This window comes from Mesorhizobium sp. WSM3879 (assembly GCF_002294915.1).
Classification (GTDB): domain Bacteria; phylum Pseudomonadota; class Alphaproteobacteria; order Rhizobiales; family Rhizobiaceae; genus Mesorhizobium.
In genome coordinates, this window is the sequence record NZ_NSFZ01000001.1 from 199213 (window position 1) to 223975 (window position 24763).

A 24763-nucleotide genomic window follows, 5' to 3' on the forward strand; every position below is an offset into this window, starting at 1 on the left:
GTTTGAATGCTGTCGATCTCTCTGGCCGCGTCGGGGTCGTGACGGGCGGCGCGCAAGGCATCGGCCTTGCGGTCGCCCGACGCCTGCTGTCGTCGGGCGCAAGCGTCGCCATCTGGGACATCGACCAGGCCGCGATGGCGAGCGCTGTGGCCGAGCTTGCTCCCTTGGGCCGGGTCGAAGCCTTGCTTTGCGACCAGTCGCAGATCGAGGCCGTCGACCGCGCCGCCATCGAGACCGAGCAGGCGCTCGGGCCTGTCGATCTCCTTGTCAACAATGCCGGCATTGCCGGGCCAGCCGCGACCGTGGTGGACTATGACCCCGCCGCCTGGCGGCAGATCATCGAAATCGACCTCAACGGCGTCTTTTACTGCTGCCGACGCCTAGTGCCCGGCATGATCGCGCGCAACTACGGCCGCATCGTCAATGTCGCTTCGGTGGCCGGCAAGGAAGGCAATCCCAACGCCGCCGCTTATTCGGCCGCCAAAGCCGGCGTGCTTGCGCTGACCAAGTCGCTCGGCAAGGAACTCGCCGGCCGCGACATCGCCGTCAACGCGCTGACCCCCTCGCCCGCCCGCACCCGCATCCTCGAACAGCTCACCGAGGCCCAGGTGAACTATATGCTCAGCAAGGTGCCGCGCGGTCGATTCGTCGAGGTGGAGGAGGCTGCGGCTATGGTCGCCTTCATGCTGTCGGACGAGAATTCCTTCACCACTGGCGCCACCTTCGATCTGTCCGGCGGGCGCGCGACCTACTGAGCGAGGATCGCGACAGCGCGCCCACGCCGCCATTCCACATGACCCGAGGTGGCGGCCAACCCCGCGACGCGTCAAAAGGGATTGTACGCCGATACTGTCGGATTGGTTCCAGCGCGCGATCTCTTGCGTCCGCGGAAGGAACGGCCCCAATCGGTGAGCAAGGCATCGGCGGTGAGGGTTCGAGAAAGGCCCCGGGTCGCCGGCATTGGTGGCTTCGACAAGCGGCGGATCGGGTCGGGCGCGGTCATCAGTCGATCCGGTGCATCAGGTCGTCATCCAGCCAGCGGCCAAAGAAATAGACGAGTTGCTTGTGCCACCACGGCCAGTCGTGGCTGACGTCGCCGCCCCAATAGTCGACCCAGGCCGCAATGGATTTCTCGCGCAGCACCTGCTCCAGTTCGCGCGTTTCGACGAGCATTCGTTCTTCCCAGGCGCCCTGCCCGCAGCAGAAGATCAGCCTCAGCGCCCTCAGCCGCCCGAGCAGCTTCTGGTCGACGATGCCCGGCAGATAGTCGAGCGGCGAATTGTAGAAGATGCTGCCCTCCAGCGTCCGACCGAAGAAGTCGCGGGTCGAATAGACGCCGGATAGCGAGATCACGCCGCTCGCCAGCTCCGGAAAGCGGAACACGAAGTTCGACGAGTGGTAGCCGCCCATCGAGCAGCCGCAGAACAGCGGCTTGAGGGCGCGTCCGCCATTGGCCTTGGCGGCAACCGCCTGCAGCTCCGGCAGCGCCTCCTCGCGCACATAGCGGAAATAGGCTTCGTGGCGGGCGATGCGACTGACGGGATCGCCATGCTTGTCGAAGAAGGATTCCGAATCGATGCCGTCGAGCGTGAACAGCTGGATGCGGCCGGTGTCGACGAATTCTGCGAGTGCTGCGACGCCTCCCGAATCCTCGAACTGGTAAAAACGCCCCTGCGAGGTGGGAAACACCACCACCGGCCGCCCGGCATGGCCGTAGCGCTTGTATTCCATGTCGCGGCCGAGATTGCGGGCATGGGCCTTGTGATAGGAGACGTCCATCGGCTCACGCCTTTTCCGCGTGGATATAGTCGACCGCGTGACGCAGCGCCTTCTGGTCCTTCGAGCGCATCTGGTAGGCGTAGTTCCCCATGGCGCGGCTGAAAACCTCTTCGATGGCCTGATGGCGGACGATCTTGTCGCCGTGGGCGGCTAGCACGTCCTCATGGCTGTGCAAATAGTCGAGGTGCCGCTTGCGGCTGGCATAGGCCGTGAAATACTTGCCCTTGTAGGGCCCGCCGGCCGCGTCCTTCACCACCATGTTGGCCCATTCGGCGTAGACGTCGATGTCGAAAGTGTAGTTGATTGCATCCGTCATCCAGGCGCCTGGCGGCCGCATGTTGACCTCCAGCGCAATGATGCGCTTGTCCCTGGTCTCGAACAGTTCGATGTGGAAGAAGCGCTCGCGTACGTCGAACGCCATGAGGATCTTGCGGCCTGCCTCCTCGACCGCGGGCTTGATCTCGGGGAAGCAGGTGTAGCTCATATGGCGGTCGCGGTTGACCACCTCCATGACGCTCTGGTCGTAGCGGTGGCTCGCCGCCAGCACCACCTCGCCGTCGCGGTTGACCAGCCCGTCGAAGGTCACCACCAGCCCCTCGATGAACTGCTCCATGACGAAGGTCACGCCTTCGGGCTTGTCCTTGAAGAATTGGTCGAGCTCCTTCGCGTTGGAGATCTTGAACGTGTTCGAGGCGCCGGAGCCCGAATCCGGTTTCACCACCACCGGATAGCCGACCCGGCGGATGAAGGTCATAGCGCCGGCGCGATCGGAGCATTTGCGTTGCGGGATTGTCTCGACGCCGCTCTTGCGGAAGAAGGCCCGCATGCGGCTCTTGCGCTTCAAGTTCTTCACGAAGTCGAGCTTGGTGCCGAAGATGTTGAAGTCGGTGCGGATATTGGCCTCGAGCTCCAGCCAGTGCTCGTTCAACGACTCGAAGCGGTCGATGCGGCCCCATTTGTGGATGAAATGGCCCATCGCCCGGAATACGGCATCGTAGTTCTCCATGTCCGCGACCCGATAATATTCCGAAAGCGCCGCCTTGAGCTTGCTGTTCAGCGTCTCATAGGGCGCGTCGCCGATGCCGAGCACGGTAGCGCCGGCCTTCCTCAGCCGGTCGCAGAAATCGGCGCCGTTGGCCGGAAAATGCGGCGAGAAGAACACGAAATTCATGCACGACCTCCCCTCGGATCAGGTCCTCCGGAGGCGAGTGTGGCGCATTTGCCTGATGCGGGGAAGAGCTGCGCCAAAGCATGTCGACCAAAACTGTGCAGCGGTCTTAGGAAGACGATATGCATGAAACCAAAGACTTAAAGCCGGGCCGGCACTTGCCTCCGGATGGCCGCTCCTGTAAGAGAGCCGGCATGACCACGCGCACCCGCTCCGTCGCTTCTCCTCGCCCCGGCTTTGCCGGCGAGACCGTGCGCGCGCTTGCTTCGACCCTGCTCCTTCTCGGCCTTATTGGCGATCGCCGGGTTCGCTGAAGGAGCGCCCGGCGGTCGAAAACCGCCGCTTTGGGCGCCTGCTCCTTGGCTAGATTGGCAAGTCACATCAAGCGAACGAAACTCTTTGATAAAGGCGCCGCTCGGCACCGATCCGCCTGAAGGCGGTCCCACGAGCCGCCGGGAGAAACGACGATGAATAGAAGAGAAGCAATCCGCGCCGGCGAGGCCGAAACGCGCGTGCAAGCGCCCGGCCACATGGCCGATGCCGCCCGCAAATATCAGCCCTACCCGACCGTCAACCTCGCCGATCGCACCTGGCCGTCCAAGGTGATCGACAAGGCGCCGATCTGGTGCTCGGTCGACCTGCGCGACGGCAACCAGGCGCTGATCGACCCGATGGGCCATGAGCGCAAGGCGCGCATGTTCGCGCTGCTGCTCGACATGGGCTTCAAGGAGATCGAGATCGGCTTCCCGTCGGCCTCGCAGACCGACTTCGACTTTGCCCGCTGGTGCGTCGAGGAGGGCGGCGTGCCCAAGGACGTGTCGCTGCAGGTTCTGGTGCAGTGCCGGCCCGAGCTGATCACGCGGACCTTCGAGGCGCTCGAGGGCGCCCACCGCCCGATCGTGCATTTCTACAACTCGACCAGCGAGCTGCAGCGCCGCGTCGTCTTCGAAAAGGACGTCGCCGGCATCAAGCGCATCGCCACGGATGCCGCCAAGATGATCACCGACATGGCCGCCAAGGCCGGCGGCGGCTTCCGTTTCGAATATTCGCCGGAGAGCTTCACCGGTACCGAGCTCGAGGTCGCGCTGGAGATCTGCAACGCCGTCACCGAGATCGTGAAGCCGACGGCCGACAACAAGCTGATCGTCAACCTGCCGTCGACGGTCGAGATGTCGACGCCCAACGTTTACGCCGACCGCATCGAGTGGATGTGCCGCAATCTCGACAACCGCGACAAGCTGATCATCTCGCTGCATCCGCACAACGACCGCGGCACCGGCATCGCCACCACCGAGCTTGGCCTGATGGCCGGCGCCGACCGCGTCGAGGGCACGCTGTTCGGCAATGGCGAGCGGACCGGCAATGTCGACATCGTGACGCTGGCGCTCAACATGTACACGCAAGGCGTCGATCCCGAGCTGGACTGCTCCGACATCAACCGGATGAAGGACGTCTACGAATATTCGAACCAGCTGAAGATCCCGGAACGCCACCCCTATGTCGGCGAGCTCGTCTACACCGCTTTCTCCGGCTCGCACCAGGATGCCATCAACAAGGGCATGAAGGCGCTGCGCAAAGCCAACACGCCGGTGTGGGAAGTGCCCTACCTGCCGATCGACCCCGCTGATGTCGGCCGCACCTATGAGGCGATCATCCGCATCAACTCGCAGTCGGGCAAGGGCGGCATCGCCTACGTGCTGCAGGCCGACTATGGCCTCAATCTGCCGCGCAACCTGCAGATCGAGTTCAGCCAGGACATCCAGGCGATCACCGACGCCGAAGGCAAGGAAGTGCCGGCCAAGCGCATCCACGAGCGCTTCCTCGAAGCCTATGTCGACCAGCCCGGCGCCAGGCTGAAATTCCTCGACCATCGCACCTATCCGGACACTGCGGTAAAGGGCCGTCGCGTGGTCGAGGCGGAGATCCTCGACAACGGCAAGGAAGTCACCATCACCGGCACCGGTACCGGCCCGATCGACGGCTTCGTCGATGCGCTTTCGCGCCATATCGGCGTCGACATGTCGGTGCTCGACTATTCCGAACATTCCTTGCAGCGCGGCTCGAACGCGTCGGCCATTTCCTATGTCGAGATGGAATATCCGGGCGGCAAGCTCTTCGGCGCAGGCATAAACACCAACATCGTCGCCGCCTCGCTGGAGGCCGTGGTCTCGGCCGCCAACCGCATTCTGGGCCGCAAGGCCGCCTGATTTTTGGACTTGTAAGGCGTGGCACGTTCATCGGACGTGCCACGCTTCACGGCAGGCGCGAGCCGCGTTCAAATTCGTTAACCGGCCGGTAAATTTCCCGTGGCTTACGCGATCACATAACAGAAGGTTCCTTGTGCGCTGGAGCGCGCGCTATATTATCGCGCCCTAACCTGTGCCGACTCTGAAAGGTCCGACACTTGGAGCCTGCCACGCCTGCCGCCCCCGCAGTGCGCGAGACATTGGAGCGACTGCTTGCCAGCGAAACGTTCGGACGATCCGAGCGGGCCCGCAGGCTGTTACGCTATCTCGTCGAACGCGAGCAGGCAGGCGAAGCCGACCGGCTGAAGGGTGTGTCCATTGCCATGGATGTCTTCGGCAAGGACGGCGATTTCGACGGATCGACCGACGCGGTCGTCAGGGTCCAGGCGGGGCGGCTGCGCGAGCTTTTGGATCAATATTTCGCCAGCGAAGGTATTGGCGAGCCGGTGCGCATCGCCATTCCGCGCGGCGGCTATGTGCCTTCCTACGAGTTGAACGCCATACGGCTCCCAGCCGACGCCAAACCCGCGGATGACCCGATCGCCCGGCCTTCCAAGCATTTCGAGAAGCCCGAGGCCGCCGCCGCACCGGTCGACGCCGTGCCGCTGACGACGACCCCGGCACCGACCGAATCCGCGTCATCGCTGACGCGCCAGTTGCGGTTCTTCTGGGCCGCCATGGTGCTGGTCATCGCCATGCTGGGTATCCTTGTCGTCCGCCAGGGTAACGCCTTTCTTCGTGGTGACGACGCGGCCGCGCCGGTTGAAGTCGAAACGGCAGGCGCGACCGGCAGCGTCGCTTCCCAAACGTTCGACGGCCTGCCTTTGATCTACTTGGCCATCAAAGCCGACGGACCCGAGGCGGCCCGTGTTGCTTCCTCGCTGCGCGCCGGTCTCGCCGGCTTCGATACGATAGACTTCATCGGACGCGACGCCGACTCTAGGCGCAACCGTTCCGCCGATCCGATCAGCTTCGTTTTCGATCTTATCCCCGGGACAGCCGCCGGCGACGTCATGATCGAGCTGCAGAGCGTCGCGACGGGACGGGTTCTCCTGTCACGCAACCTGACACCGGCCGAAAGCGCGCCTGGTGCGGTCGAAAGCAACATCGCCAATCTCCTAACCTCTACCGTCCCCGCTTCGGGCGCGATCTACAGCTATATCGACCAGAGCGATATCCGGACCAGCCAGATCGGATGTCTGGTGCTCGACGACCTCTACTATCTCGACCAGAGCGCCAAGGCGCACGAAGCTGCGTATCGCTGTCTGGAGAAGCTGGTCAGGGAAAGCACCAAATCATCGCTCGTCTACTCGGAACTGGCTTCCCTGCAACTGGAAGCCGTCAACAACCGCTACGCCTATCCGCCCGGCGCAACGGTCGAGCAGGCCATGTCGTTTGCCCACCGCGCCATTCAGATGGCACCGATGAGCCCGCACGCGCATCGCGCCTATGGCTACCTCAACTCGCGCCTCGGCAACACCGACGAAGCGATCCGCTGGATGCGCAAGGCTTATGAGCTCAACCCCTACGATCTCGGCATGGCCGCCGCTTATGGCTATGGCCTGATCTTCGCTGGCAGATACCAGGAAGGGACGCCGATCCTGGGCCATGCCGTCGAGGCCTTCGGCGGTCATCCGACCTGGTGGGACTATGGCCTGTTTGTCGGAGCCTTCATGCAAGGCGACACCCAGAGGGCAGCGATTGCCAGCGAGTCGCTGCGGACCACCGCGTCCAAATCGCATTACCTGGCGGCGCGCCTGATCGGCGCCAAGATCTCAGGCCGCGACAAGCTCGCAAACGAATTGGCGAACGAGCTCACGGCCGAATTCCCGAAATTCGCCGCCAATCCGCGCGCCACTTTTGTTGACAGGAAGTACCCCGCCGATCTCATCGACCGGCTGGTGCAATCCTTGCGCTCTGCGGGCATCGGCAATCCGAGCTGAGCGAACGTGGAGCATTCGCTGACGTGCGGACTGATTGGAATATTAAATTCGCTCGCCGGATCTGCTCGGCACAGCGGGCGTCGACACTCAACGAGTCTTAGGCCTGCTTACGCGTTCGATTGGGGCGCGCACGGCGAATTCGCGAAGATTTTACTGGCTATCGACCTGCTCAGGGAGCAATTCAGCCACAATCTTGAATTGCCCCTCATACTGCTTCACAGCCAACAATCTCGATGTTTAACTCTCTTCACGTCGCCGAAAGCGGTGCTGGCTCGAAGACGATCGTCTTCCTGCACGGCTTCGGCGCTTGCCATTCGATCTGGCGCGACGTGATTGCGGGATTGACGCCCGATGTGAGGACACTGGCCTACGACCTGCCGGGCCACGGAAACTCCCTGGAGTGCCAGGCGGCAGGCGTCAAGCAGGCCGCTGGGGTTATCCTGACCGATCTGGGCAAGCGCCGCCTGGGCAAAGTTCACGTCGTCGGCCATTCCATGGGCGGCGCGATCGCGACGTTGATGGCATCTGCCGATCCCGAAAGGGTGGCCTCGCTGACCTTGCTGGCGCCCGGCGGCTTCGGCCCCGAGATCAACGGTCCGTTGCTGCGGCGCTATGCGGCCGCGGCCGATCGAGATGAGATCCGCGCCTGTCTTGCCGCCATGTCGGGGCCGCAAAGTTCTCCTCCTCAACACGTGGTGGAGGCGCTGTGCGGCATGCGCAAACGGCCGGGCCAGTTGCGGACCCTCGTCGGTGCTGCAGCCGTGATCACCAGGGAAGACCGACAAGGTATCATCCCGCGCGAACGTCTGGAAACCCTGAGCATGCCGGTGATGGTGCTTTGGGGAACGGACGATCCCGTCCTGCCCGTCGCCCAGGCCGAGGACTTGCCGCCGCATTTCCACCTGCACCACGTGCTGGAGGCGGGCCACATGCTGGTCGAGGAGGCGCCTGACCTGATTGCAGAGGCCGTGCGCCGCAACACGCGTCGCCGCAGCAGAATCCAGAGACCGGTGTTCAGCGCAGCCGCAAGCTGAGCCCATCTCGCAGTGCATTTTGCCGGCGACTGTGTTAACTCGCTGTTTACCAACAGCGAGGCAGCGCCATGAAGGATGCAGGCGACAAAATCACCCCGATCGAGCCATCGCGAAAGCTCGCGGACGCGATCCGCGACGTCAAGAACGCCTTCGCCGACCGCGATGATGTGGTGGTCGACATGCGCGAGGCGCACCGCATGCGGCTCGAGTTGCTGGCCGCGGAGCTCGCCCCCGTTTTCGCCGACGTGCCGGCGGATATCGACAATTTCGACTTCGCCGTCTCCTCCGGCCTGCAGCCGCGGCTGTGGGTCGATGCCGTGAGCCATGTCGCCATGGGGCGGGATCGCCGCACCTTCCGCTTCCTTAGGGACACGCGCATCGGCCGCGTGGTGCTGGCCGAATCGACCGACATGAAGCCCGTCGCCGATGCCGTTACGCGATACGTGGCCGAGCGTGTCGTCGAGCGGCAGCGGATGATGGAAGGCGCGGTCGAGAGCGCGGTGACCGGCCTGCATCGAGCCGAGGTCCGGGAAGCCGAGCCGCCCTTGCAGGCTGCAACGCGCCGCAACGGCTGGACGACCTTCTTCGCCGGCCTTGGCTTGATCGCCGCCGGCGCCCTGGTCGGCCTGGCGGTATCGCTGGTGCTGTTCTGGGACCGCATCGCCCAGATGAAGATCAGCTTCTGACGACGGGCTCGCGCACCACCGGCATATCGGCACCGAGCTCGATCACCTGAATGTCCGACGGCGGCAGTGCCGGACCGGTCAGGCCGCGCCGTGTCAGGCGGATGGTCCAACCACCTTTTTTTCCGCCGATCTCGAACAGATTGTACTGAGCGGCGGGATGATCGCCGCCCGGCGCCTGGCCGGCGGCGGCCACGCCGACCACCGGCACCTTGACGCCGCGCGGACCGATGGTGAACAGCGAAGGCAAGTGCGAGTGGCCGTGCAGCACAAGCTCGGCGCCATACCGGCGAATGACTTTGTGGAAGCGCGCGATACCGAACAGCCGCTTATGCTGCGAGACCGCGCCACGCACCGGCGGATGATGGATCATGATGGCGCGAAACAGCCCCTGTCTGGCCGTCGCGTCGAGGATGTTGCCGAGCCGCTCCGCCTGACCCTCCATGAAGAAGCCGTTGGCCATGAAGGGCGCCGTGGCCCGCGCCGTCGTGACGCCGATCAGAGCGACATCACCGCGAACCCGCAAATAGGGAAAGGAATTGCGGTCGATCGGGCTGTTGATGCCGTCGCCCGTCATCCACGGCGCCCATGACCGGCAGACCTTGTCGAAGGCGCCCGGCACATAGGCATCGTGATTGCCCGGCACCACGGATACGTCGTTCGCAGAGCCCAGCGTCTCCAGCCAATGTTTCGCCATCTCGATCTCGCCATCGAGCGCCAGGTTGACGAGATCGCCGGTGACCGCGAGGTGGTCGGGGGCGTTGGCTTTGATATCGCCGACAATCGTGTCGATCACCGCATCGTGCATATGACGGCGGCGGTTGCGCTGCCAGTTGACGTAACCCAGCACGCGCTTGGACGCGAGATCGCGATAGGTTACATCGGGCAGCGGCCCCAGATGGACATCGGAAATATGTGCAAGCCTGAGCATAGCCCCTTCTTAAGCGACCCGGTCCGGGCTTTCTACTCAACGTTTCCTGTCCGCTCGCGGTTTCGTGGATGACTGGCGCCGATCCGGAACAGGCGTTCCACCAGACCGGCTGGGCGGGACTGCGGGCAAGGCTGTTCCATCTCTATTTCCTGCTGCGGCGCCCGATGACGCTTGGCGTGCGCGGCTTGATCTACGACCGCGCATCCAACTCCGTCTTCCTCATCCGCCACACCTATGTTCCGGGCTGGCAGTTGCCTGGCGGCGGCGTCGAGGTCGACGAGACGCTTGTCGAGGCGCTGGCGCGCGAGCTCGCCGAGGAGGGCAACATCGCGTTGACGGCTCCGCCGGTGCTGAGATCGATGCACTTCAACCGTCGCGCCAGCACACGCGACCACGTTGGCCTCTATCTGGTCGAAGCCTTCAACCAGACGGCGCCGAAATCGGCGGACCATGAGATCGCCGAGGCGGCGTTCTTTCCGCTCGACCGTTTGCCGGCAGATGCGACGCCGGCGACGCGACGTCGGATTGCCGAAATTTTCGGCGGCGAGCAGGTCTCGCCCTACTGGTAACTCATGCCGCCTTCCTGAACCGGCCGCGATCATGTGGCGCGGCATAGTCGAGTTCAGGTCCCACCGGGATGATCCCCGTCGGATTGATCGATTTGTGGCTGCCGTAGTAATGCGACTTGATGTGATGCAGGCTGACCGTGCCTGACACGCCAGGCACCTGGTAGAGGTCGCGCAGATAGTTCGACAGGTTCGGATAGTCGGCGACCCGGCGCAGATTGCATTTGAAGTGGCCGACATAGACTGGATCGAAGCGCACCAGCGTGGTGAAGAGCCGCCAGTCGGCCTCGGTGATCCGCTCGCCGACAAGATAGCGCTGCTTTGACAGCCGGTCTTCCAACGTGTCGAGTGCGGCGAACAGCTCGCCGAACGCTTCCTCATAGGCTTCCTGCGAGGTGGCGCAGCCGGCGCGATAGACGCCGTTGTTGATCGCCGGATAGACCAGCGCATTGATCCTGTCGATCTCGGAACGCAACGCCTGCGGATAGAAGTCCAGGCTCGCATCACCCCATTCGTCGAAGCCGGAATTGAGCATGCGGATGATTTCTGACGACTCGTTGCTGACGATGGTTTCCTGCCTTTTGTCCCACAGCACCGGTACGGACGCGCGGCCCGAATAGCCGCGATCGGCCTTGGCATAGATCTGGTGCAGGAAGTCGAGGCCGTAGAGCGTGTCGCCGGTCGCGCCGTCCTCGGCTGTGAAGGTCCAGCCGTTCTCGCCCATGAAATGGTGCACTAAGGAGACGGAGATGATGTCTTCCAGCTTCTTCAAGACGCGGAAGATCAAGGTCCGGTGCGCCCAGGGGCAGGCGAGCGAGACGTAAAGGTGATAGCGCCCGGGCTCCCCCTTGAAACCGCGTTTGCGCCCTTGCGCCGGCGCACCGTCGCGCGTCACCCAGTCGCGCCATTGCGCTTCGGCACGCACGAACTTGCCGCTGCTGTCGGCAACGGTCGAGCAGTCCTGCCATTTGCCTTCAACCAGCAATCCCATGCGAAATCTCCCTGCGGTTCCAACAGACATCTAGGCGCTTACCCGGAATGTCGAAGCCCCCAGGCGCTGAACAGTTCGTCAAACGGCGAAAAGAAAGGTGAAAAGCGCCGATTGCAGCCGGGAACAATTGATGCTAGCGGAAGCGCCCATGTTTGACTTTGCCACGATCCGGTTCGACCGACGACGAAAGGACGCCCGCGCTTGATGAAGCGCTGACTGGCGAACGCTGCCGCTTGCAGCAAACCTTTCCTCGCATACCGGAACGCAAAGACCATGAGCCTTGCCGACGTGAAATATCTGCCGGAGACCCCGGCGCACGATCCTGAAATCGAAGCCATCAACGACGAGGCCTTCGGGCCGGGCCGTTTCGTGCTGGCCGCCTATAAGATCCGCAAGGCCGGCGGGCACGACCGCTCGATGTCCTTTGTCGCCGTCAAGGACGAGACGGTGATCGCCTCGGTGCGCATGACGCGCGTGGCGGCAGGCGCCGGACGCGCCATGATGCTTGGCCCGCTTGCCGTCCGGCCCGCCTTCAAGAATCTCGGCATAGGCCGCAGGCTGGTCGCGATCGCGCTCGAAGCCGCCGCGAAGGCCGGCGCGCCGGCCGTCATGCTGGTCGGTGATGAGCCCTACTACGGGCCGCTCGGCTTCAAGCGCTTCCCGCGCGGGCAGATCACCATGCCTCGTCCGGTCGATCTCGACCGGCTGCTCCATCACGAAATCAGGCCTGGCGCAGTGGCCCGGTTCGTCGGTGAGGTCTGTCATGCCGATACGGCGCGAGTTGCCGACCTGGCCCAGGTCGCGGTCCGCGCCTCGGCCAATCCGCAGTCCTCGATCGATCCGGTCATTCAGGTTGCGCCGCAGCAGCGCGCTTCGTAGCATGATCGGAAATTCTGGGAGGACGCCGGCATGACCCCGAACGGCCAGATCGCGATCGTCACCGGCGGTGGCTCCGGCCTTGGCGAAGCGACGGCGCGCGCCCTTGCCGCCAAGGGCGCCAAGATAGCGATACTCGATATCGGCATCGATCGCGCGGCCAAGGTTGCCGCCGATATCGGCGGCATCGCGGTTCAATGCGATGTCAGCAGCGCAGACAGTGGCAGCGCGGCGATCGCCGAAGTGGCGGCAAAGCTCGGCGAACCGCGCATCCTGGTCAATTGCGCCGGTATTGCCATTGGAGTGAAGACGGTCGGCAAGGATGGCCCGCACCCGCTGGATCAATACCGCAAGGTGATCGAGATCAACCTGATCGGCACCTTCAACATGATCCGCCTGGTCGCCGACCGGGCGGCGAAACTCGACCCGCTCGCCGGCGGCGAACGCGGCGTCATCGTCAACACGGCGTCGGTCGCCGCCTATGACGGCCAGATCGGCCAGGCTGCCTATTCGGCGTCCAAGGGTGGCGTCGTCGGCATGACGTTGCCGGTGGCGCGCGACCTGGCGCGCTCGGGCATTCGCGTCTGCACCATCGCCCCAGGGATCTTCAAGACCCCGATGATGGCCGGCATGCCGCAAGAGGTGCAGGATTCGCTCGGCGCTTCGGTCCCCTTCCCGCCTCGCCTCGGCGAGCCCTCCGAATATGCAGCACTCGCGCTCCACATCATCGAGAACCAGATGCTGAACGGCGAGACCATCCGTCTCGACGGCGCGATCCGCATGGCGCCCAAATAAAAGGAAATGAGCACGCCGCCGACAGCCGCCGACAAGACAGGACCGTTGGCTGGCCTCAGGCTGATCGAGATGGCGGGCCTCGGCCCGGTGCCGCTCGTCGCCTTGATGCTGTCGGAGATGGGCGCAGACGTCCTGCGCATCGAGCGGGCGGACGCCAAAGAGCTGCTTCTGTCCTTGCCCGAGGCCCACGACCTCGACCGCCACGGCCGCTCCATCCTCAGGCTCGACCTGAAGCGGCCGGACGGCGCGGAGCTTCTGCTGCGCCTTGCGGAAAGGGCCGACGTCCTCATCGAAGGCTTTCGCCCAGGCGTCATGGAGCGGCTGGGGCTTGGGCCTGATGTCGTGCTGGAACGCAATCCTGCGCTGATCTACGGCCGCCTCACGGGTTTCGGGCAGGACGGGCCGCTATCGCGCCGCGCCGGTCATGACATCACCTACCTCGCCTATGCCGGCCTGCTGCATGCCGTCGGCCGGCAGGAAGCGCCGCCCGTGCCGCCGCTCAACCTTGTCGCCGACCAGGGCGGCGGCGCCATGATGCTGATCGCCGGCGTGCTGGCGGCCCTGTTCCAGCGCTCGCGCACCGGCAAAGGTCAGGTGATCGATGCCGCCATGGTCGAGGGTGCATCGATGCTCGCGGCTCCGATCCATGCCTTCATGGCAGCCGGCCTCTGGAGCGAGCGACGCGGTGAGAACCTGCTCGATTCCGGGGCCCCCTTCTATGATGTTTACGAGACCGCGGAGGGACGGCATGTCGCCATCGGCTGCCTCGAACCGCAGTTCTTTGCCGAGTTTGCCCGATTGTTGCCGCTCGACCGGCGTTTTGTCGGCAGCCAATATGACAGGACATCGTGGCCCGACATGCGCGCTGCCATTGCCGCGAGGATCAGAGAGAAGACACGCGACGAGTGGGCCGAGGTCTTTGGACCGACCGACGCCTGCGTCGCTCCGGTCCTGTCGCTGACCGAAGCCAGGGATCATCCGCAGAGCCGTGCCCGGCAAAATTTTGCAAGATCGGGCGAGCTCGAACGTCCGACGCCGGCGCCGCGCTTCTCCAACGCCGCCTCGACGCTTGCCGCGGCGCCGACCGTCGCCGACCGCCGGCCTTCGGCTGTGCTGGCACGCTTCGGCATCGACGAGACTGAAATTGAAGCCCTTGTCAGGTCCGGCCTGTTTGGCAGATAGCCGGAGAGTAGAAATCAACTTATCGCGGTGAGCGCTGTGACCGAGACCAGGAAGGATGTCATCCGCGAGACCGACACCGAGGCCGTCAGGCTGGCGAAGACTCTGGTCCGCTCGGCCCGCTTCGGCGCGCTTGCGGCGATCGAGCCCGGCACCGGGGCGCCGCTGGCAAGCCGGGTCGGCGTGGCGACCGACATCGACGGCGCGCCGCTGATCCTGGTCTCGATGCTGTCGGCGCATACCGGCGCGCTTCTCGCCGACCCGCGCTGCTCGCTGCTCGTCGGCGAACCCGGCAAGGGCGATCCGCTCGCCCATCCCCGCATCTCGCTTGTATGCCAGGCGCTGCGGTTGGAGCGCGGATCGGCGGGTCACGCCCGCGCCGAACGGCGCTATCTCAACCGCAATCCGAAGGCGAAACTCTATGCCGGGCTCGGCGACTTCTCGATATTCCGGCTCGAGCCTGAACGCGCCAGTCTCAATGGCGGCTTCGGCAAAGCCTATCTTCTGGATCGCGCCGACCTGATCGCCGGCGGCCCGATCGTCGAGGAGCTGGCGGCCAGCGAACAGTCGGCGGTGGACCACATGAATGCCGACCATCGCGATGCGCTTTGCATTTATGCGCGCCATTTCGGCCGGGCCGAAGGCGATGGCTGGATCGCTACGGGTTTCGATGCGGACGGCATGGATCTGGCTTCTCCGGATGCCACCTGCAGGGTCTTCTTCCCTCGGCCTCTCGGCACTGCCGGCGAGTTGCGGTCCGTGCTGGTCGAGATGGCAAAGGCCGGGCGCGCCGCAGGCCGGGCACAGTAGCGAAAGTTAATCGTCCCGGATCGAAAGCAACTCTTGAGATTTAGGTAAAATGATCTACCTTTTGTTGCAGCGCCGATTCAGCGGCGCTCCCTGACCTGAATATCGTGGAAATCAGCCGCCATTGCCCCCATGGCAGCTGGATGAGCCAGAAAACATGGGGGATCCATGATCTCAAGCAAGCTAGTCGCCAACGCCGAATCGGCTGCCGCGTTTCTGACGCTCATGGGCAATGAAAAGCGGCTGCTGATCGTCAGCTATCTGATCGAGGGCGAAATGTCCGTCGGCGCCATCGCCGAGAAAGTCCAGTTGAGCCAGTCCGCTCTGTCGCAGCATTTGGCCAAGCTGAGAGCGCTTGATATCGTCGAGACGCGTCGCGATCGCCAGATGATCTATTATTCCTGCAACTCCGACGCGGTGCGCGAGCTGCTTCGCACGCTGGAAGGCATTTTCGGCGACGGCGACCTGTCTCAGATGGCCTACAGGATGCGCCGCGCCGGGACTTGACCCGGGCTCTGCAAAGCCCCTTACCTTGCTGACGACCGTTCGCCGGCGAGATTTCTATGAACCTCATCCCTATCGACGACCCGCGGGATCCGCGTGTCGCCGCCTATCTCGATATCCGCGAGCGCGATCTCGTCGGACGACATGGGCGCTTCGTCGCCGAAGGCAAGGTCGTGCTGGATCTTCTGCTGTCGGCCGGACGCTTCGCGGCGGAATCGGCCCTCATTCTGGAGAACAGGCGGGCAGGCCTTGAAGGTGTCTTGCGCAAGGCGCCAGCCGACTTCCCGATCTATGTCGTCAACGGCGACGTCATGGACCGGATCGCCGGCTTCCACATGCATCGCGGCGTATTGGCGATTGGCGTTCGGGGCTCTCCTCGACCGGCCGAGGTGCTGCTCGAAAGCTTGCCGGCAAGCGCGTTGGTCGTGGTTCTGGTCGGCATATCCAATCACGACAATATGGGCTCGATCTTCCGCAACGCCGCAGCCTTTGGCGCGGACGCCGTGCTTCTCGATCCCACCTGCTGTGATCCGCTTTACCGCAAGGCGATCCGCGTTTCGGTCGGCGCGGCGCTGAAGGTGCCCTTCGGCTCCTTCGACGATGCGATGAGCGTGACCGCAACGCTTGACCGGATGGGTTTCGGCCAGTTCGCGCTCTCGCCGCGCGGCGAAACGGACATCCGCGCTGCGGAAAGAACGTCTCGGCTGGCCCTCTTTCTCGGCACGGAAGGCGAAGGCCTGCCCGAGACCCTGCTCAGTCGCCTCCGGACCGTACGGATCGGCATGGCGGAGGGATTCGACAGCCTGAACGTTGCAGCCGCATCGGCCATTGCCCTGCATCACTTCTCGAAACGATAGCGGCGCAGCGACCAAGACGCTCCGCTCGCCACGGCATTCGGATCAGTTGCTTGCGTTGGCCTTCTGCAAGGCCCTGACACGGTCCGCGAGGCTGATGCCGCGCTCGCCAATATCTTGCCGCTCGTCGCGAGGGGTCGCCAAGGCCTTGGCGATCGGAGAATCCGGCCCTTCCAGCCTCATCGTCAGGTTGACGACCTCGGCGGCCAGTTCGTTCATTTGTTCGCGAAGCGCCGCACCGGCGCGCGGTGCCTCGCCTGCCTGTTCGGGCTGTGCCGTTTCGAGCGCGGCAAGATCGGTCTTGAGCCGCTTGTTCTCCCGCGCAAGCGCCGTCAGCCGCGCCTCTAGCCGCTCGCGATCGCCTTCGAGCTTGGCGATGGCATTGTCGATCCCTTGGACTTCGTCGGCCTTATGCGTTCCGCCATTTACCGCATGATCTTTGCTTGGGCGTTCGCGCATCCGCGCAAGCTCCTTTTCGCGCCTGTCCAGCTTTTCCTCGCGGTCGGCAAGGGTTGCAAGCAGCCGTTCGACCTTCTTGTCCAGCTCGGCCGTCCGCTTCTTCTCCGCCTTGAGCGCGTCCCTGGCGGCTTTGCTTTCCGCTGCCAGTTCCTGATTGCGCCGGTCCGCTTCCTTGCGCTGGCTGCGCAGCACCGCAATGTCATTGGCAAGCTTGTCCAGTTCCGATTCGCGGGCGACGAGCTCGATCTGGCGGTTTGAGGAAGAAAAGCTGGCTTCGTCATACATCTGCTCGAGCTTTTGCAGCTCCAGCGCGCGCTTCTCCAGCGAGCGCTCCGCCTGCGCCAGCTTTTCCGTAAGCTTGTGCAACTCTTCCTCGCGCAGCCTGAGCTCCGCGTTCTTGGCCTGCAGATCGGAAAGCGCCTGAGTCTTGTCCTTCTTCTCGACCGCCAGTCCCTTCAGGGCCTCCTGGGCGCGGCCGATCTCGACCAGTTGCTCGGCCACCTTTTCCTTCAGCTTTTTGATGTTCATCTCGAGTCGGCGCGTGTTCATGGCGAACTCGGCGCGGATACGGTCCTTCTCGGCCAGCATCTCGGCAGGCGTCAGCGGCATCGAGGCCTCAAGGCGCCGGCGTGTCAACACGACGGCCCGCCGCCAGACGGCCGGCGCGATCAGCGACACCAGAAAGGCCGCGCAGAGGAAGCCGAGTGCGAAGAACAGGATCGATTGGACCAAGGTGGACTATCCGTATGCGAGGCGGCAACCCGCCATGCCGACTGTGCCACCTTGGCATGGCGGAAATCCAGCGCCGCGGCAAGAGCACGCCGCGGCACGATCAGTCTTATCCGAGCGGCTGTGGCAATCCTGTCCGGTCAGAACGGATTCCACGTCGCCCGCTCGGTCAGCTTCAGATAGCCGAGATTGACGCCGAGCCGGGCACCGACCCCGGTGCGGATCGGAACGAGCAGCACTCTGTTGCTTTGCAGCACGTTGAAGCCGACGCCCGCCACGACATAAGCCGATCCGGCGACGCCGCCGAAGCGGTTGTAGAGGCTGCTGATATCGTCGAGATTGTAGACCAGCATCATCACGCGCGAGCCTTCGCCGCCGAAATCCCAGCCGAGCGATGGGCCTTGCCAGAACACCTTATGGTCGCCGGCGTTCTTGGTGTACAGCGTGCCCTCGCCATAGGTCAGGCCGCCGATCAGCGCGCCGGATCCCTCCTCGCCGAGCAGATAACCGTTTGGCAGGCCGTAGGACGCGAACACCTTTTCGACCACGGTGGCGAGGCCTCCCGACGTCGCGCCGAAGAACTTGTGGCCGGAATCGACAATCTCTTGCGCGGTGTATTCCTGGGCCCGCGACGCCGAGGTTGAGAGGATGAGAGCACCCGAGAGGGCGATCGTCATGGTGAGGACGCGGACGAACATCCGGTCAAAGAATCGGGAAAACATGCTTCCAATCTCCGTCAGGGAGCACTTTCGCCGACGCCTCGTATCCCTACGGCTCTTGGCGGCCGTTTCGAGATGACTGTTACAGGCAAACTATGCCGTAATCCTTTTTCAACCATTAAGCTGGCGCAGGAAGATGGCGGTTCGAGGGCTGAAGGGCCTGACACGATCTCTATCAGCCTCAATTTCGCGGCATCAGGCACCATTTTCGCTGTCCGCAGCTGTGGATTTGTTGATGCATGGACGGGCGCTGTGTATTCAGAAGGCCTTGGAAAAGAGCGTGATTCGCGTAGCGGGCGCGACAACGTTCGGCCATGACATGTGAACCAGCAGGGATTTCTCCGATGGCCGAGCTCTTCACCCTCTCCGCCCCCGATCTGGCTGCGCTTTTGTGCAGCCGCGTATGCCACGACATCATTTCGCCGGTCGGTGCCATAAACAACGGCCTCGAACTGCTCGATGAAGGCGGCGCTGACGAAGACGCCATGAAGCTGATTCGCCAGAGCGCCAGGAACGCCTCGGCGCGGCTGCAGTTTGCCCGCATCGCCTTCGGCGCCGCGGGCTCCGCCGGCATGATGATCGATACCGGCGACGCCGAGGCCGTGGCCATTGCCTTCCTGAAAAACGAGAAGCCGGAACTTGTCTGGAACGGCGCCCGCGCGCTGCTGCCCAAGAACAAGGTCAAGCTTCTGCTCAATCTCATTCTTGTCGCCAATGCCGCCATACCGCGTGGCGGCAGGCTGGTTGTCACGCTGGAGAACCTCGAGACCGAACCGCGTTTCTCGCTGTCGGCGAGCGGCCCCATGCTGCGGGTGCCGCCGAAATTCCTCGAGCTGCATTCGGGCCACAAGCCCGAGGAGCCGATCGACGCCCACTCGGTCCAGCCTTATTACACGCTGCTTCTGGCGCGCGAGGCGAACATGACGATCTCGATCCATGCGACGGCCGATGAGATCGTGTTGTCGGCAGCCTGAGGCTACAGCCAAGAACAGGTCAAGTATCCATTGTCGCTGATCTTGCAGCTGGCAGTGCGATCGAAGCATTGCCTGCCGCCTGGCACTGTAGTGCATCGCAGGCCAAAATCGCGCAAAGCGGTTCTTTGGAAAAACTTTACCTAACCGCTTTTCGGCTTCTTTACCAGATTGTTCTAGGGTGCCTCACGGTTACCGGATTGCCGGTTCGGCAGTTGGCAAAGAGGACCCGGAAATGAAACGCTGCCTGTTCGTGGACGACTCGAGCGTCATCAGGAAGGTCGCGAAGCGTATCCTTGGCGGCTCGGACATCGTGGTCTTCGAGGCGGCCAGCGGGCTTGATGCGATCGAGATCTGCTCCGGCGACATGCCCGATGTCATTGTTGTCGACGGCGGCCTGCCGGATATGCAGGCGGTCGACCTCATTCGCCGCATCCGTGCCATCGAAAACCCCGTCAAGCCGCAGATCCTGGTCTCGCTCGTCGAAGTCGATGTCGGCTCGATCATGCGGGCGAAACGTGCCGGCGCCCAGGGTTACCTGCTGAAGCCCTTCAACCGCGCGCAGTTGCTCGAGAGCTTCCGCTTCCTGAAAATCGCGGCCTGAGCTTTTCGACACCCCAAACAAAAACCCGGCCTGAGCCGGGTTTTGTGTGAATTGGCAGAGGATCAGGCGCTGACGCGGATGTCTTCCGGCTCACGCAGCACATAGCCGCGGCCCCACACCGTCTCGATGTAATTCTGGCCGCCGGACGCTGCGTCGAGCTTCTTGCGCAGCTTGCAGATGAAGACGTCGATGATCTTCAGTTCCGGCTCGTCCATGCCGCCATAGAGGTGGTTGAGGAACATTTCCTTGGTAAGCGTCGTGCCCTTGCGCAGCGAGAGCAGCTCAAGCATCTGATATTCCTTGCCGGTCAGGTGCACGCGCTGGCCGCCCACCTCGACCGTCTTGGCGTCGAGATTGACCACCAGGTCGCCGGTGGTGATGACCGACTGGGCGTGGCCCTTGGAGCGGCGCACGATGGCGTGGATGCGCGCCACCAGCTCGTCCTTGTGGAAAGGCTTGGTCATATAGTCGTCGGCGCCGAAGCCGAGGCCGCGCACCTTATCCTCGATTCCGGCCATGCCGGAGAGGATCAGGATCGGCGTCTTGACCTTGGAGAGGCGAAGCGTGCGCAGCACCTCGTAGCCCGACATGTCGGGAAGGTTAAGATCGAGGAGGATGATGTCGTAATCGTAGAGCTTGCCGAGATCGACCCCTTCTTCGCCAAGGTCGGTCGTATAGACGTTGAAGCTTTCCGATTTCAGCATCAACTCGATGCTCTGTGCGGTTGCACTGTCGTCTTCAATCAGCAGAACACGCATTTCATTCCCCTTTTCTGCCGCCGAGTCGCGTCACGACCCGTCCCGAACCCGGAGCAGTGATTGCCTGAACAGAAGGTGCCACCGACTGGTTAACAAATCCTAATTTCGTGTCGGCCACGATATCAGATTTTTTAACCCCTTTCTACACCCACTTGAATCTAATAACGAATCGTAGACCCAAATCGCTCATGTACCACATTAATAAGCAAGCCTAAGTCACTCCAGAGACTCGCAGGCCGCGCTTCCTGCCGCTGTCCGGAATTTTTACCCGGCCTTAAGTCCTCGCCCGTATGATTAACAATGCCCGTAAACGAATGGTTACCGCCGGCAAAAATCTTTAGGGCTTTGTTTCCCATAGAGCGGGGAAAGCCGGTGGAAACGGGCGACGCGTAGGCCTTTCGAGGTCGATGGGACGATATGCAGGTGTGCGTTTTGCGGAGTACCGAGTCATGAAGTCACGTGAAAACCTCGTTCGGCTGAAGCAGTTTCAGGTGAATGAGAAGCGGCGCCAGCTGTTGCAGCTGGACATGATGATCGCCGAATTCGAACGCATGGCCGTCGAGTTGGAGGCGCAAATCGTCGCCGAAGAGAAAAAAGCCGGCATCACCGACATCAATCATTTTGCCTATCCGACCTTCGCCAAGGCGGCACGCCTGCGCCGCGACAACCTCAGGAACTCGCAGAACGATCTTGCCCAGCAGCGAACCATGGCCGAATCATTACTCGGCGAAGCTGAAGCGGAGCTTTCCAAGGCGGAGATGCTGGAATCGCGCGACAGCAAGATCCGCGACACGGAAGTGGGCGGCCGCAGCGCCATGATCGGCTGACCGCCGAACGCAATTGATACCTCGGAGGACTGCCGGCATCGTGGTGTCGAACCACGAGCCGAAAAGCCCGGCCTCCGGCCTAGGGCAGCATCGCCGTCTCATCATCCTGATGGTCCGCCGACGCCCGCGCACGGGCATCCTTGATGTCGGGGGCATGCTCTTCCGCCCAGGACCTGATCTGGCTGAGCAGTCCCGCAAGGTTCTGGCCGAGCTCCGTCAATTCATACTCGACCCTCGGCGGTATGACCGGATAGACCTCGCGCCGGACGAGCCCGTCGCGCTCCAGCACGCGCAGCGTCTGCGTCAGCATTTTCGGCGTGATGCCTTCCAGCTTGCGGGCGAGCTCGCCATTGCGCAGGCGGCCGCGCCGCAACGCGCAAACTGTCAGATAGACCCATTTGCTGGCCAGCATTTCGAGCACCGTATGCGACGGGCATGTGCGCCGGAATGCATCGTAGCCAAAGGAACCGCTGTCTTCACTATCCATGAGGTATCTATATATCCGAAAGGTGCATACTAGACAAGAGATTGTTACTATCCAAATGATATCGGCAGCAATCAAGCAGGAGACCATACAGTGCGTGCCGTTACCCAGAATACCGTTGGCGAACCCGACGTCCTCTTCGTCGCCGAACAGCCGGCCCCCGCGCCCAAGGCCAGCGAAGTGCTGGTCCGCGTCAAGGCCGCGGGCATCAACCCGGTCGATGGCGCGGTGCGCGCCGGCTACTTCCCTCTCATCGGCGAACCACCTTTCATTCTCGGCTGGGATATCTCGGGCACCGTCGAGGCGCTGGGCACCGGCGTGACCGCCTTCAAGGTCGGCGATGCGGTCTTCGGCATGCCGCGCTTCCCCAAGCAGGCCGCCGCCTATGCCGAGTTCGTCGCCACGCCGGTGGACGAGATCGCAGCCAAGCCTGCCGCCGTCGACCATGCCCAAGCCGCGGCGCTGCCGCTGGCCGGACTGACCGCCTGGCAGGGTCTCGTCCGCCACGGCGGCCTGCAATCCGGCCAGCGCGTCCTGATCCACGCCGGCGCCGGCGGCGTCGGCCATCTCGCTGTGCAGATCGCCAAGGCGCGCGGCGCCTGGGTCATCGCCACTGCGAGCCCGGACAAGCTTGATTACGTCCGCTCGATCGGCGCCGATGAGGTCGTCGACTACACCAACGGCGATTTCACCGAACGGGTCCGCGATATCGACCTAGTGCTGGACGCAATGGGCGGCGACCATGCCGACCGGTCGCTGAAAGTGCTGCGCGAAGGCGGCGTGCTGGTGTCGTTGCTCAACGTCCATGATGCGACAAGGGCCAAGGCCGGGGAGCGCAACATCCGCGTCGAGCGCATGTCGGTGGTGCCGGATCGCGAGGGGCTGGTGGAACTCGCCAGGCTAGTCGATGCCAGGAAGCTCGCCGTGCACGTGGCGAAGGCTTTTCCGCTGAACCAGGCAGGTGCCGCCCATGCCTTCCTCGCCACCCGACCGATCGGCAAGGTTGTGCTGACGGTTTGATCAGCGCAGATCCCGGAAGCAGAAGGGCGCGGAGTTCCGCGCCCTTCTTTGGTTTCCGGCAGTCGGAGCCTAGTGGCGATATTGCTGGATCCGCGTCGTGCGCAGCCCGGCAAGGCCATATTCGTCGATCGATGCCTGCCAGGAGAGAAACTCCTCGGTGGTCAGCTTGTAGCGCTGGCAGGCCTCTTCCAGGCTGAGCAGTCCGCCGCGGACCGCCGCGACCACTTCCGCCTTGCGCCGGATAACCCAGCGCCGTGTATTCGTCGGCGGTAGATCGGCTATCGTGAGAGGGCTGCCGTCGGGCCCGATAACATATTTGACTCTAGGTCTAACCAGATCGGTCATCGTACTCTCTACTAAAAACTCAAAGACCCAATCCCCGCCACCGTACCGCCACAGCTTTAAAAATTGCCTAAGCGAAGCCTAATGACTAGGTAAGGATCGTGAACGTCGCGTTAGGTTTTCGTTCGGCATTTGAGATAATCGCGGTCCGGCCCTGATTTTGCCCGATAAAATCGCTTGAGGAGCCAAGCTGGCGCCGCCGGGATGCTTGACCTATATTCCGGCCATTGGCAGCCAGCGCCACGCAGATTGAAAGAACCATGAACAGCCTCGATCTTCCCGGACGCCCAGAAGACACCCGCGTCGTCGTCGCGATGTCGGGCGGCGTCGATTCATCGGTCGTTGCCGGCATCCTGAAGCGCGAAGGCTATGATGTTGTCGGCGTCACCCTGCAGCTTTACGACCACGGCGCGGCAACGCACCGCGCCGGTTCCTGCTGCGCCGGCCAGGACATCGACGATGCCCGCCGCGTTTCCGAGACGCTCGGGATCCCGCATTACGTGCTCGACTATGAAGAGCGCTTCCGCAAGGCCGTCATCGATCCCTTCGCCGAGAGCTACGTCGCCGGCGAGACGCCCATCCCCTGCGTGTCCTGCAACCAAACGGTCAAGTTCGCGGACCTTTTGGCCACCGCCCAGGATCTCGGCGCCGATGCTTTGGCCACGGGCCATTACATCCGCTCGCGCGCCAATGGCGCGCATCGCGCGCTCTACAGGCCGGTCGATGCAGACCGCGACCAGAGCTATTTCCTATTCGCCACGACCCAGGCGCAGATCGACTATCTGCGCTTCCCGCTCGGCGGACTTCCCAAGCCGCAGGTGCGGGCGATCGCCGAGGAGATGGGGCTGACGGTTGCCGCCAAGCAGGACAGCCAGGACATCTGCTTCGTGCCGCAGGGCAAGTACTCCGACATTATCGCCAAGCTGAAGCCGGCGGCCGCCAATCCGGGCGATATTGTCCATATCGACGGTCGCGTGCTCGGGCGTCACGAAGGCATCTTGCGCTACACGATCGGCCAGCGCCGCGGCATCGGCATCGCTTCGGGCGAGCCGCTCTATGTCGTCCATCTCGACGCCGACCGCGCCCGCGTCATTGTCGGCCCGCGCGAGGCTCTGGAGACGCACAGAATCTACCTGCGCGCCATGAACTGGCTCGGCGACGGCCCGCTCTCCGATGTTCCGGCCGGCGGGATCGAGCTTTTCGCAAAAGTCCGTTCGACCCGGCCGCCGCGCCCGGCCGTGCTGCATCACCGCGACGGCGTGACCTCGGTCGAGCTGGTCGACGGCGAATCCGGCATCGCGCCCGGACAGGCCTGCGTGCTCTATTCCGATGACGGCGATGAGGCGCGAGTCTATGGCGGCGGCTTTATCGAGCGCTCCGAGCGCGGCGCCGAGGCCGAGGCGATGCTGTCCAGGCTTGCGCAGCAGCCCGCGCACGTCCCCGCCGAGTAACCCACCCTTCAATCGGGCGCTTTGCCTCAGGATTCCCTTTTGT

General features: G+C 63.4%; 26 protein-coding genes. 17 read left to right on the plus strand and 9 right to left on the minus strand.

Annotated elements, in window-relative coordinates:
• Positions 1-2: 2 nt before the first annotated feature.
• Positions 3-755 (plus strand): SDR family NAD(P)-dependent oxidoreductase, encoded by a 753-nt coding sequence (locus CK218_RS01025; RefSeq protein WP_095826850.1) that lies wholly within the window; start codon positions 3-5, stop codon positions 753-755.
• A 247-nt stretch (positions 756-1002) separates the two neighbouring features.
• On the opposite strand, the gene CK218_RS01030 is transcribed toward CK218_RS01025, so the two are convergent.
• Both CK218_RS01030 and CK218_RS01035 read right to left on the minus strand, forming a co-directional pair.
• Complete coding sequence (locus CK218_RS01030; RefSeq protein ID WP_095823306.1) at positions 1003-1779, minus strand: alpha/beta hydrolase-fold protein; 777 nt, start codon at positions 1777-1779, stop codon at positions 1003-1005.
• Positions 1780-1783: 4 nt separating this feature from the next.
• Entirely contained in the window at positions 1784-2950 is a 1167-nt protein-coding gene (locus tag CK218_RS01035; protein WP_095777269.1) for an ATP-grasp domain-containing protein, read from the minus strand.
• A 527-nt stretch (positions 2951-3477) separates the two neighbouring features.
• On the opposite strand from CK218_RS01035, the gene leuA reads away from it, so the two are divergent.
• From leuA to CK218_RS01060, 4 genes are all read left to right on the plus strand, one after another.
• Positions 3478-5154: a 2-isopropylmalate synthase gene (gene leuA, locus CK218_RS01045; RefSeq protein WP_164748231.1), complete on the plus strand. Its 1677-nt coding sequence runs from the start codon at positions 3478-3480 to the stop codon at positions 5152-5154.
• 197 nt (positions 5155-5351) lie between these two features.
• Positions 5352-7136: a tetratricopeptide repeat protein gene (locus CK218_RS01050; protein ID WP_095826600.1), complete on the plus strand. Its 1785-nt coding sequence runs from the start codon at positions 5352-5354 to the stop codon at positions 7134-7136.
• A gap of 233 nt (positions 7137-7369) precedes the next feature.
• Positions 7370-8170 carry an alpha/beta fold hydrolase gene (locus CK218_RS01055; protein ID WP_095826601.1) on the plus strand — a complete coding sequence of 267 codons (801 nt, stop codon included), beginning with the start codon at positions 7370-7372 and terminating at the stop codon, positions 8168-8170.
• 68 nt (positions 8171-8238) lie between these two features.
• The gene (locus tag CK218_RS01060) at positions 8239-8856 is read left to right on the plus strand and encodes a hypothetical protein (protein WP_095826602.1); all 618 of its coding nucleotides are present in this window, start codon (positions 8239-8241) and stop codon (positions 8854-8856) included.
• Here the strand turns inward: CK218_RS01060 and CK218_RS01065 are convergent.
• Positions 8846-9784 carry a metallophosphoesterase gene (locus CK218_RS01065; protein WP_066994187.1) on the minus strand — a complete coding sequence of 313 codons (939 nt, stop codon included), beginning with the start codon at positions 9782-9784 and terminating at the stop codon, positions 8846-8848. The genes CK218_RS01060 and CK218_RS01065 overlap by 11 nt on opposite strands.
• Positions 9785-9852: 68 nt before the next feature.
• Here CK218_RS01065 and CK218_RS01070 point away from each other — a divergent pair, with 68 nt between their 5' ends.
• Complete coding sequence (locus CK218_RS01070) at positions 9853-10353, plus strand: NUDIX domain-containing protein (protein ID WP_095826603.1); 501 nt, start codon at positions 9853-9855, stop codon at positions 10351-10353.
• A gap of 1 nt (position 10354) precedes the next feature.
• Here the strand turns inward: CK218_RS01070 and CK218_RS01075 are convergent, their stop codons facing one another.
• Positions 10355-11341 carry a glutathione S-transferase family protein gene (locus tag CK218_RS01075; protein ID WP_095826604.1) on the minus strand — a complete coding sequence of 329 codons (987 nt, stop codon included), beginning with the start codon at positions 11339-11341 and terminating at the stop codon, positions 10355-10357.
• 273 nt (positions 11342-11614) lie between these two features.
• On the opposite strand from CK218_RS01075, the gene CK218_RS01080 reads away from it, so the two are divergent.
• The 6 genes from CK218_RS01080 (at position 11615) to CK218_RS01105 (ending at position 16359) form a co-directional block, all read left to right on the plus strand.
• The gene (locus CK218_RS01080) at positions 11615-12220 is read left to right on the plus strand and encodes an N-acetyltransferase (RefSeq protein ID WP_095826605.1); all 606 of its coding nucleotides are present in this window, start codon (positions 11615-11617) and stop codon (positions 12218-12220) included.
• 30 nt (positions 12221-12250) lie between these two features.
• Positions 12251-13012, plus strand: coding sequence for a 3-hydroxyacyl-CoA dehydrogenase (locus tag CK218_RS01085; protein ID WP_095826606.1), 762 nt, complete (start codon positions 12251-12253; stop codon positions 13010-13012).
• A 6-nt stretch (positions 13013-13018) separates the two neighbouring features.
• On the plus strand, positions 13019-14194 hold the full coding sequence (locus CK218_RS01090) for a CaiB/BaiF CoA-transferase family protein (protein ID WP_095826607.1): 1176 nt from the start codon (positions 13019-13021) through the stop codon (positions 14192-14194).
• A gap of 36 nt (positions 14195-14230) precedes the next feature.
• On the plus strand, positions 14231-15001 hold the full coding sequence (locus CK218_RS01095) for a HugZ family protein (protein WP_095777261.1): 771 nt from the start codon (positions 14231-14233) through the stop codon (positions 14999-15001).
• Between the two features lie 165 nt (positions 15002-15166).
• Positions 15167-15505, plus strand: a complete 339-nt coding sequence (locus CK218_RS01100; protein WP_066994170.1) for a metalloregulator ArsR/SmtB family transcription factor — start codon at positions 15167-15169, stop codon at positions 15503-15505.
• A gap of 56 nt (positions 15506-15561) precedes the next feature.
• Positions 15562-16359, plus strand: a complete 798-nt coding sequence (locus CK218_RS01105; protein ID WP_095777260.1) for an RNA methyltransferase — start codon at positions 15562-15564, stop codon at positions 16357-16359.
• Positions 16360-16401: 42 nt separating this feature from the next.
• On the opposite strand, the gene CK218_RS01110 is transcribed toward CK218_RS01105, so the two are convergent.
• Together CK218_RS01110 and CK218_RS01115 are read right to left on the minus strand one after the other, a co-directional pair.
• Positions 16402-17547: a hypothetical protein gene (locus tag CK218_RS01110; RefSeq protein ID WP_095826608.1), complete on the minus strand. Its 1146-nt coding sequence runs from the start codon at positions 17545-17547 to the stop codon at positions 16402-16404.
• A 137-nt stretch (positions 17548-17684) separates the two neighbouring features.
• Entirely contained in the window at positions 17685-18221 is a 537-nt protein-coding gene (locus CK218_RS01115; RefSeq protein WP_245299591.1) for an EipA family protein, read from the minus strand.
• A 386-nt stretch (positions 18222-18607) separates the two neighbouring features.
• On the opposite strand from CK218_RS01115, the gene CK218_RS01120 reads away from it, so the two are divergent.
• Together CK218_RS01120 and CK218_RS01125 are read left to right on the plus strand one after the other, a co-directional pair.
• Positions 18608-19237, plus strand: coding sequence for a histidine phosphotransferase family protein (locus CK218_RS01120; RefSeq protein ID WP_067326376.1), 630 nt, complete (start codon positions 18608-18610; stop codon positions 19235-19237).
• A gap of 232 nt (positions 19238-19469) precedes the next feature.
• Positions 19470-19838 (plus strand): response regulator, encoded by a 369-nt coding sequence (locus tag CK218_RS01125; RefSeq protein WP_066994154.1) that lies wholly within the window; start codon positions 19470-19472, stop codon positions 19836-19838.
• Between the two features lie 62 nt (positions 19839-19900).
• Here the strand turns inward: CK218_RS01125 and ctrA are convergent, their stop codons facing one another.
• A complete protein-coding gene (gene ctrA / locus CK218_RS01130) occupies positions 19901-20596 on the minus strand; it encodes a cell cycle two-component system response regulator CtrA (protein WP_006203583.1) in 696 nt (231 codons plus the stop codon).
• A 449-nt stretch (positions 20597-21045) separates the two neighbouring features.
• On the opposite strand from ctrA, the gene CK218_RS01135 reads away from it, so the two are divergent.
• Positions 21046-21423, plus strand: coding sequence for a flagellar export protein FliJ (locus tag CK218_RS01135; RefSeq protein ID WP_066994149.1), 378 nt, complete (start codon positions 21046-21048; stop codon positions 21421-21423).
• Positions 21424-21502: 79 nt separating this feature from the next.
• On the opposite strand, the gene CK218_RS01140 is transcribed toward CK218_RS01135, so the two are convergent.
• Positions 21503-21910 (minus strand): helix-turn-helix domain-containing protein, encoded by a 408-nt coding sequence (locus CK218_RS01140; protein WP_066994146.1) that lies wholly within the window; start codon positions 21908-21910, stop codon positions 21503-21505.
• Between the two features lie 90 nt (positions 21911-22000).
• Here CK218_RS01140 and CK218_RS01145 point away from each other — a divergent pair, with 90 nt between their 5' ends.
• Positions 22001-22927 carry an NADP-dependent oxidoreductase gene (locus CK218_RS01145; protein WP_095826609.1) on the plus strand — a complete coding sequence of 309 codons (927 nt, stop codon included), beginning with the start codon at positions 22001-22003 and terminating at the stop codon, positions 22925-22927.
• Between the two features lie 69 nt (positions 22928-22996).
• On the opposite strand, the gene CK218_RS01150 is transcribed toward CK218_RS01145, so the two are convergent.
• Positions 22997-23272 carry a DUF1153 domain-containing protein gene (locus CK218_RS01150; RefSeq protein WP_006203587.1) on the minus strand — a complete coding sequence of 92 codons (276 nt, stop codon included), beginning with the start codon at positions 23270-23272 and terminating at the stop codon, positions 22997-22999.
• Positions 23273-23529: 257 nt separating this feature from the next.
• On the opposite strand from CK218_RS01150, the gene mnmA reads away from it, so the two are divergent.
• Positions 23530-24720, plus strand: a complete 1191-nt coding sequence (gene mnmA / locus CK218_RS01155) for a tRNA 2-thiouridine(34) synthase MnmA (protein ID WP_095781230.1) — start codon at positions 23530-23532, stop codon at positions 24718-24720.
• Positions 24721-24763 lie beyond the last annotated feature (43 nt).

What these genes read in the sequence shown, in the direction of transcription:
- CK218_RS01085 (WP_095826606.1), top strand. Translation starts at nt 12,251, where the DNA reads ATGACCCCGAACGGCCAGATCGCGATCGTCACCGGCGGTGGCTCCGGC.
- CK218_RS01105 (WP_095777260.1), top strand. Translation starts at nt 15,562, where the DNA reads ATGAACCTCATCCCTATCGACGACCCGCGGGATCCGCGTGTCGCCGCC.
- CK218_RS01065 (WP_066994187.1), bottom strand. Translation starts at nt 9,784, where the DNA reads ATGCTCAGGCTTGCACATATTTCCGATGTCCATCTGGGGCCGCTGCCC.
- CK218_RS01120 (WP_067326376.1), top strand. Translation starts at nt 18,608, where the DNA reads ATGGCCGAGCTCTTCACCCTCTCCGCCCCCGATCTGGCTGCGCTTTTG.
- CK218_RS01125 (WP_066994154.1), top strand. Translation starts at nt 19,470, where the DNA reads ATGAAACGCTGCCTGTTCGTGGACGACTCGAGCGTCATCAGGAAGGTC.
- ctrA (WP_006203583.1), bottom strand. Translation starts at nt 20,596, where the DNA reads ATGCGTGTTCTGCTGATTGAAGACGACAGTGCAACCGCACAGAGCATC.
- CK218_RS01140 (WP_066994146.1), bottom strand. Translation starts at nt 21,910, where the DNA reads ATGGATAGTGAAGACAGCGGTTCCTTTGGCTACGATGCATTCCGGCGC.
- CK218_RS01070 (WP_095826603.1), top strand. Translation starts at nt 9,853, where the DNA reads ATGACTGGCGCCGATCCGGAACAGGCGTTCCACCAGACCGGCTGGGCG.
- CK218_RS01075 (WP_095826604.1), bottom strand. Translation starts at nt 11,341, where the DNA reads ATGGGATTGCTGGTTGAAGGCAAATGGCAGGACTGCTCGACCGTTGCC.
- CK218_RS01035 (WP_095777269.1), bottom strand. Translation starts at nt 2,950, where the DNA reads ATGAATTTCGTGTTCTTCTCGCCGCATTTTCCGGCCAACGGCGCCGAT.
- CK218_RS01090 (WP_095826607.1), top strand. Translation starts at nt 13,019, where the DNA reads ATGAGCACGCCGCCGACAGCCGCCGACAAGACAGGACCGTTGGCTGGC.
- CK218_RS01060 (WP_095826602.1), top strand. Translation starts at nt 8,239, where the DNA reads ATGAAGGATGCAGGCGACAAAATCACCCCGATCGAGCCATCGCGAAAG.
- mnmA (WP_095781230.1), top strand. Translation starts at nt 23,530, where the DNA reads ATGAACAGCCTCGATCTTCCCGGACGCCCAGAAGACACCCGCGTCGTC.
- CK218_RS01080 (WP_095826605.1), top strand. Translation starts at nt 11,615, where the DNA reads ATGAGCCTTGCCGACGTGAAATATCTGCCGGAGACCCCGGCGCACGAT.
- CK218_RS01115 (WP_245299591.1), bottom strand. Translation starts at nt 18,221, where the DNA reads ATGACGATCGCCCTCTCGGGTGCTCTCATCCTCTCAACCTCGGCGTCG.
- CK218_RS01135 (WP_066994149.1), top strand. Translation starts at nt 21,046, where the DNA reads ATGAAGTCACGTGAAAACCTCGTTCGGCTGAAGCAGTTTCAGGTGAAT.
- CK218_RS01100 (WP_066994170.1), top strand. Translation starts at nt 15,167, where the DNA reads ATGATCTCAAGCAAGCTAGTCGCCAACGCCGAATCGGCTGCCGCGTTT.
- leuA (WP_164748231.1), top strand. Translation starts at nt 3,478, where the DNA reads ATGGCCGATGCCGCCCGCAAATATCAGCCCTACCCGACCGTCAACCTC.
- CK218_RS01150 (WP_006203587.1), bottom strand. Translation starts at nt 23,272, where the DNA reads ATGACCGATCTGGTTAGACCTAGAGTCAAATATGTTATCGGGCCCGAC.
- CK218_RS01055 (WP_095826601.1), top strand. Translation starts at nt 7,370, where the DNA reads ATGTTTAACTCTCTTCACGTCGCCGAAAGCGGTGCTGGCTCGAAGACG.
- CK218_RS01030 (WP_095823306.1), bottom strand. Translation starts at nt 1,779, where the DNA reads ATGGACGTCTCCTATCACAAGGCCCATGCCCGCAATCTCGGCCGCGAC.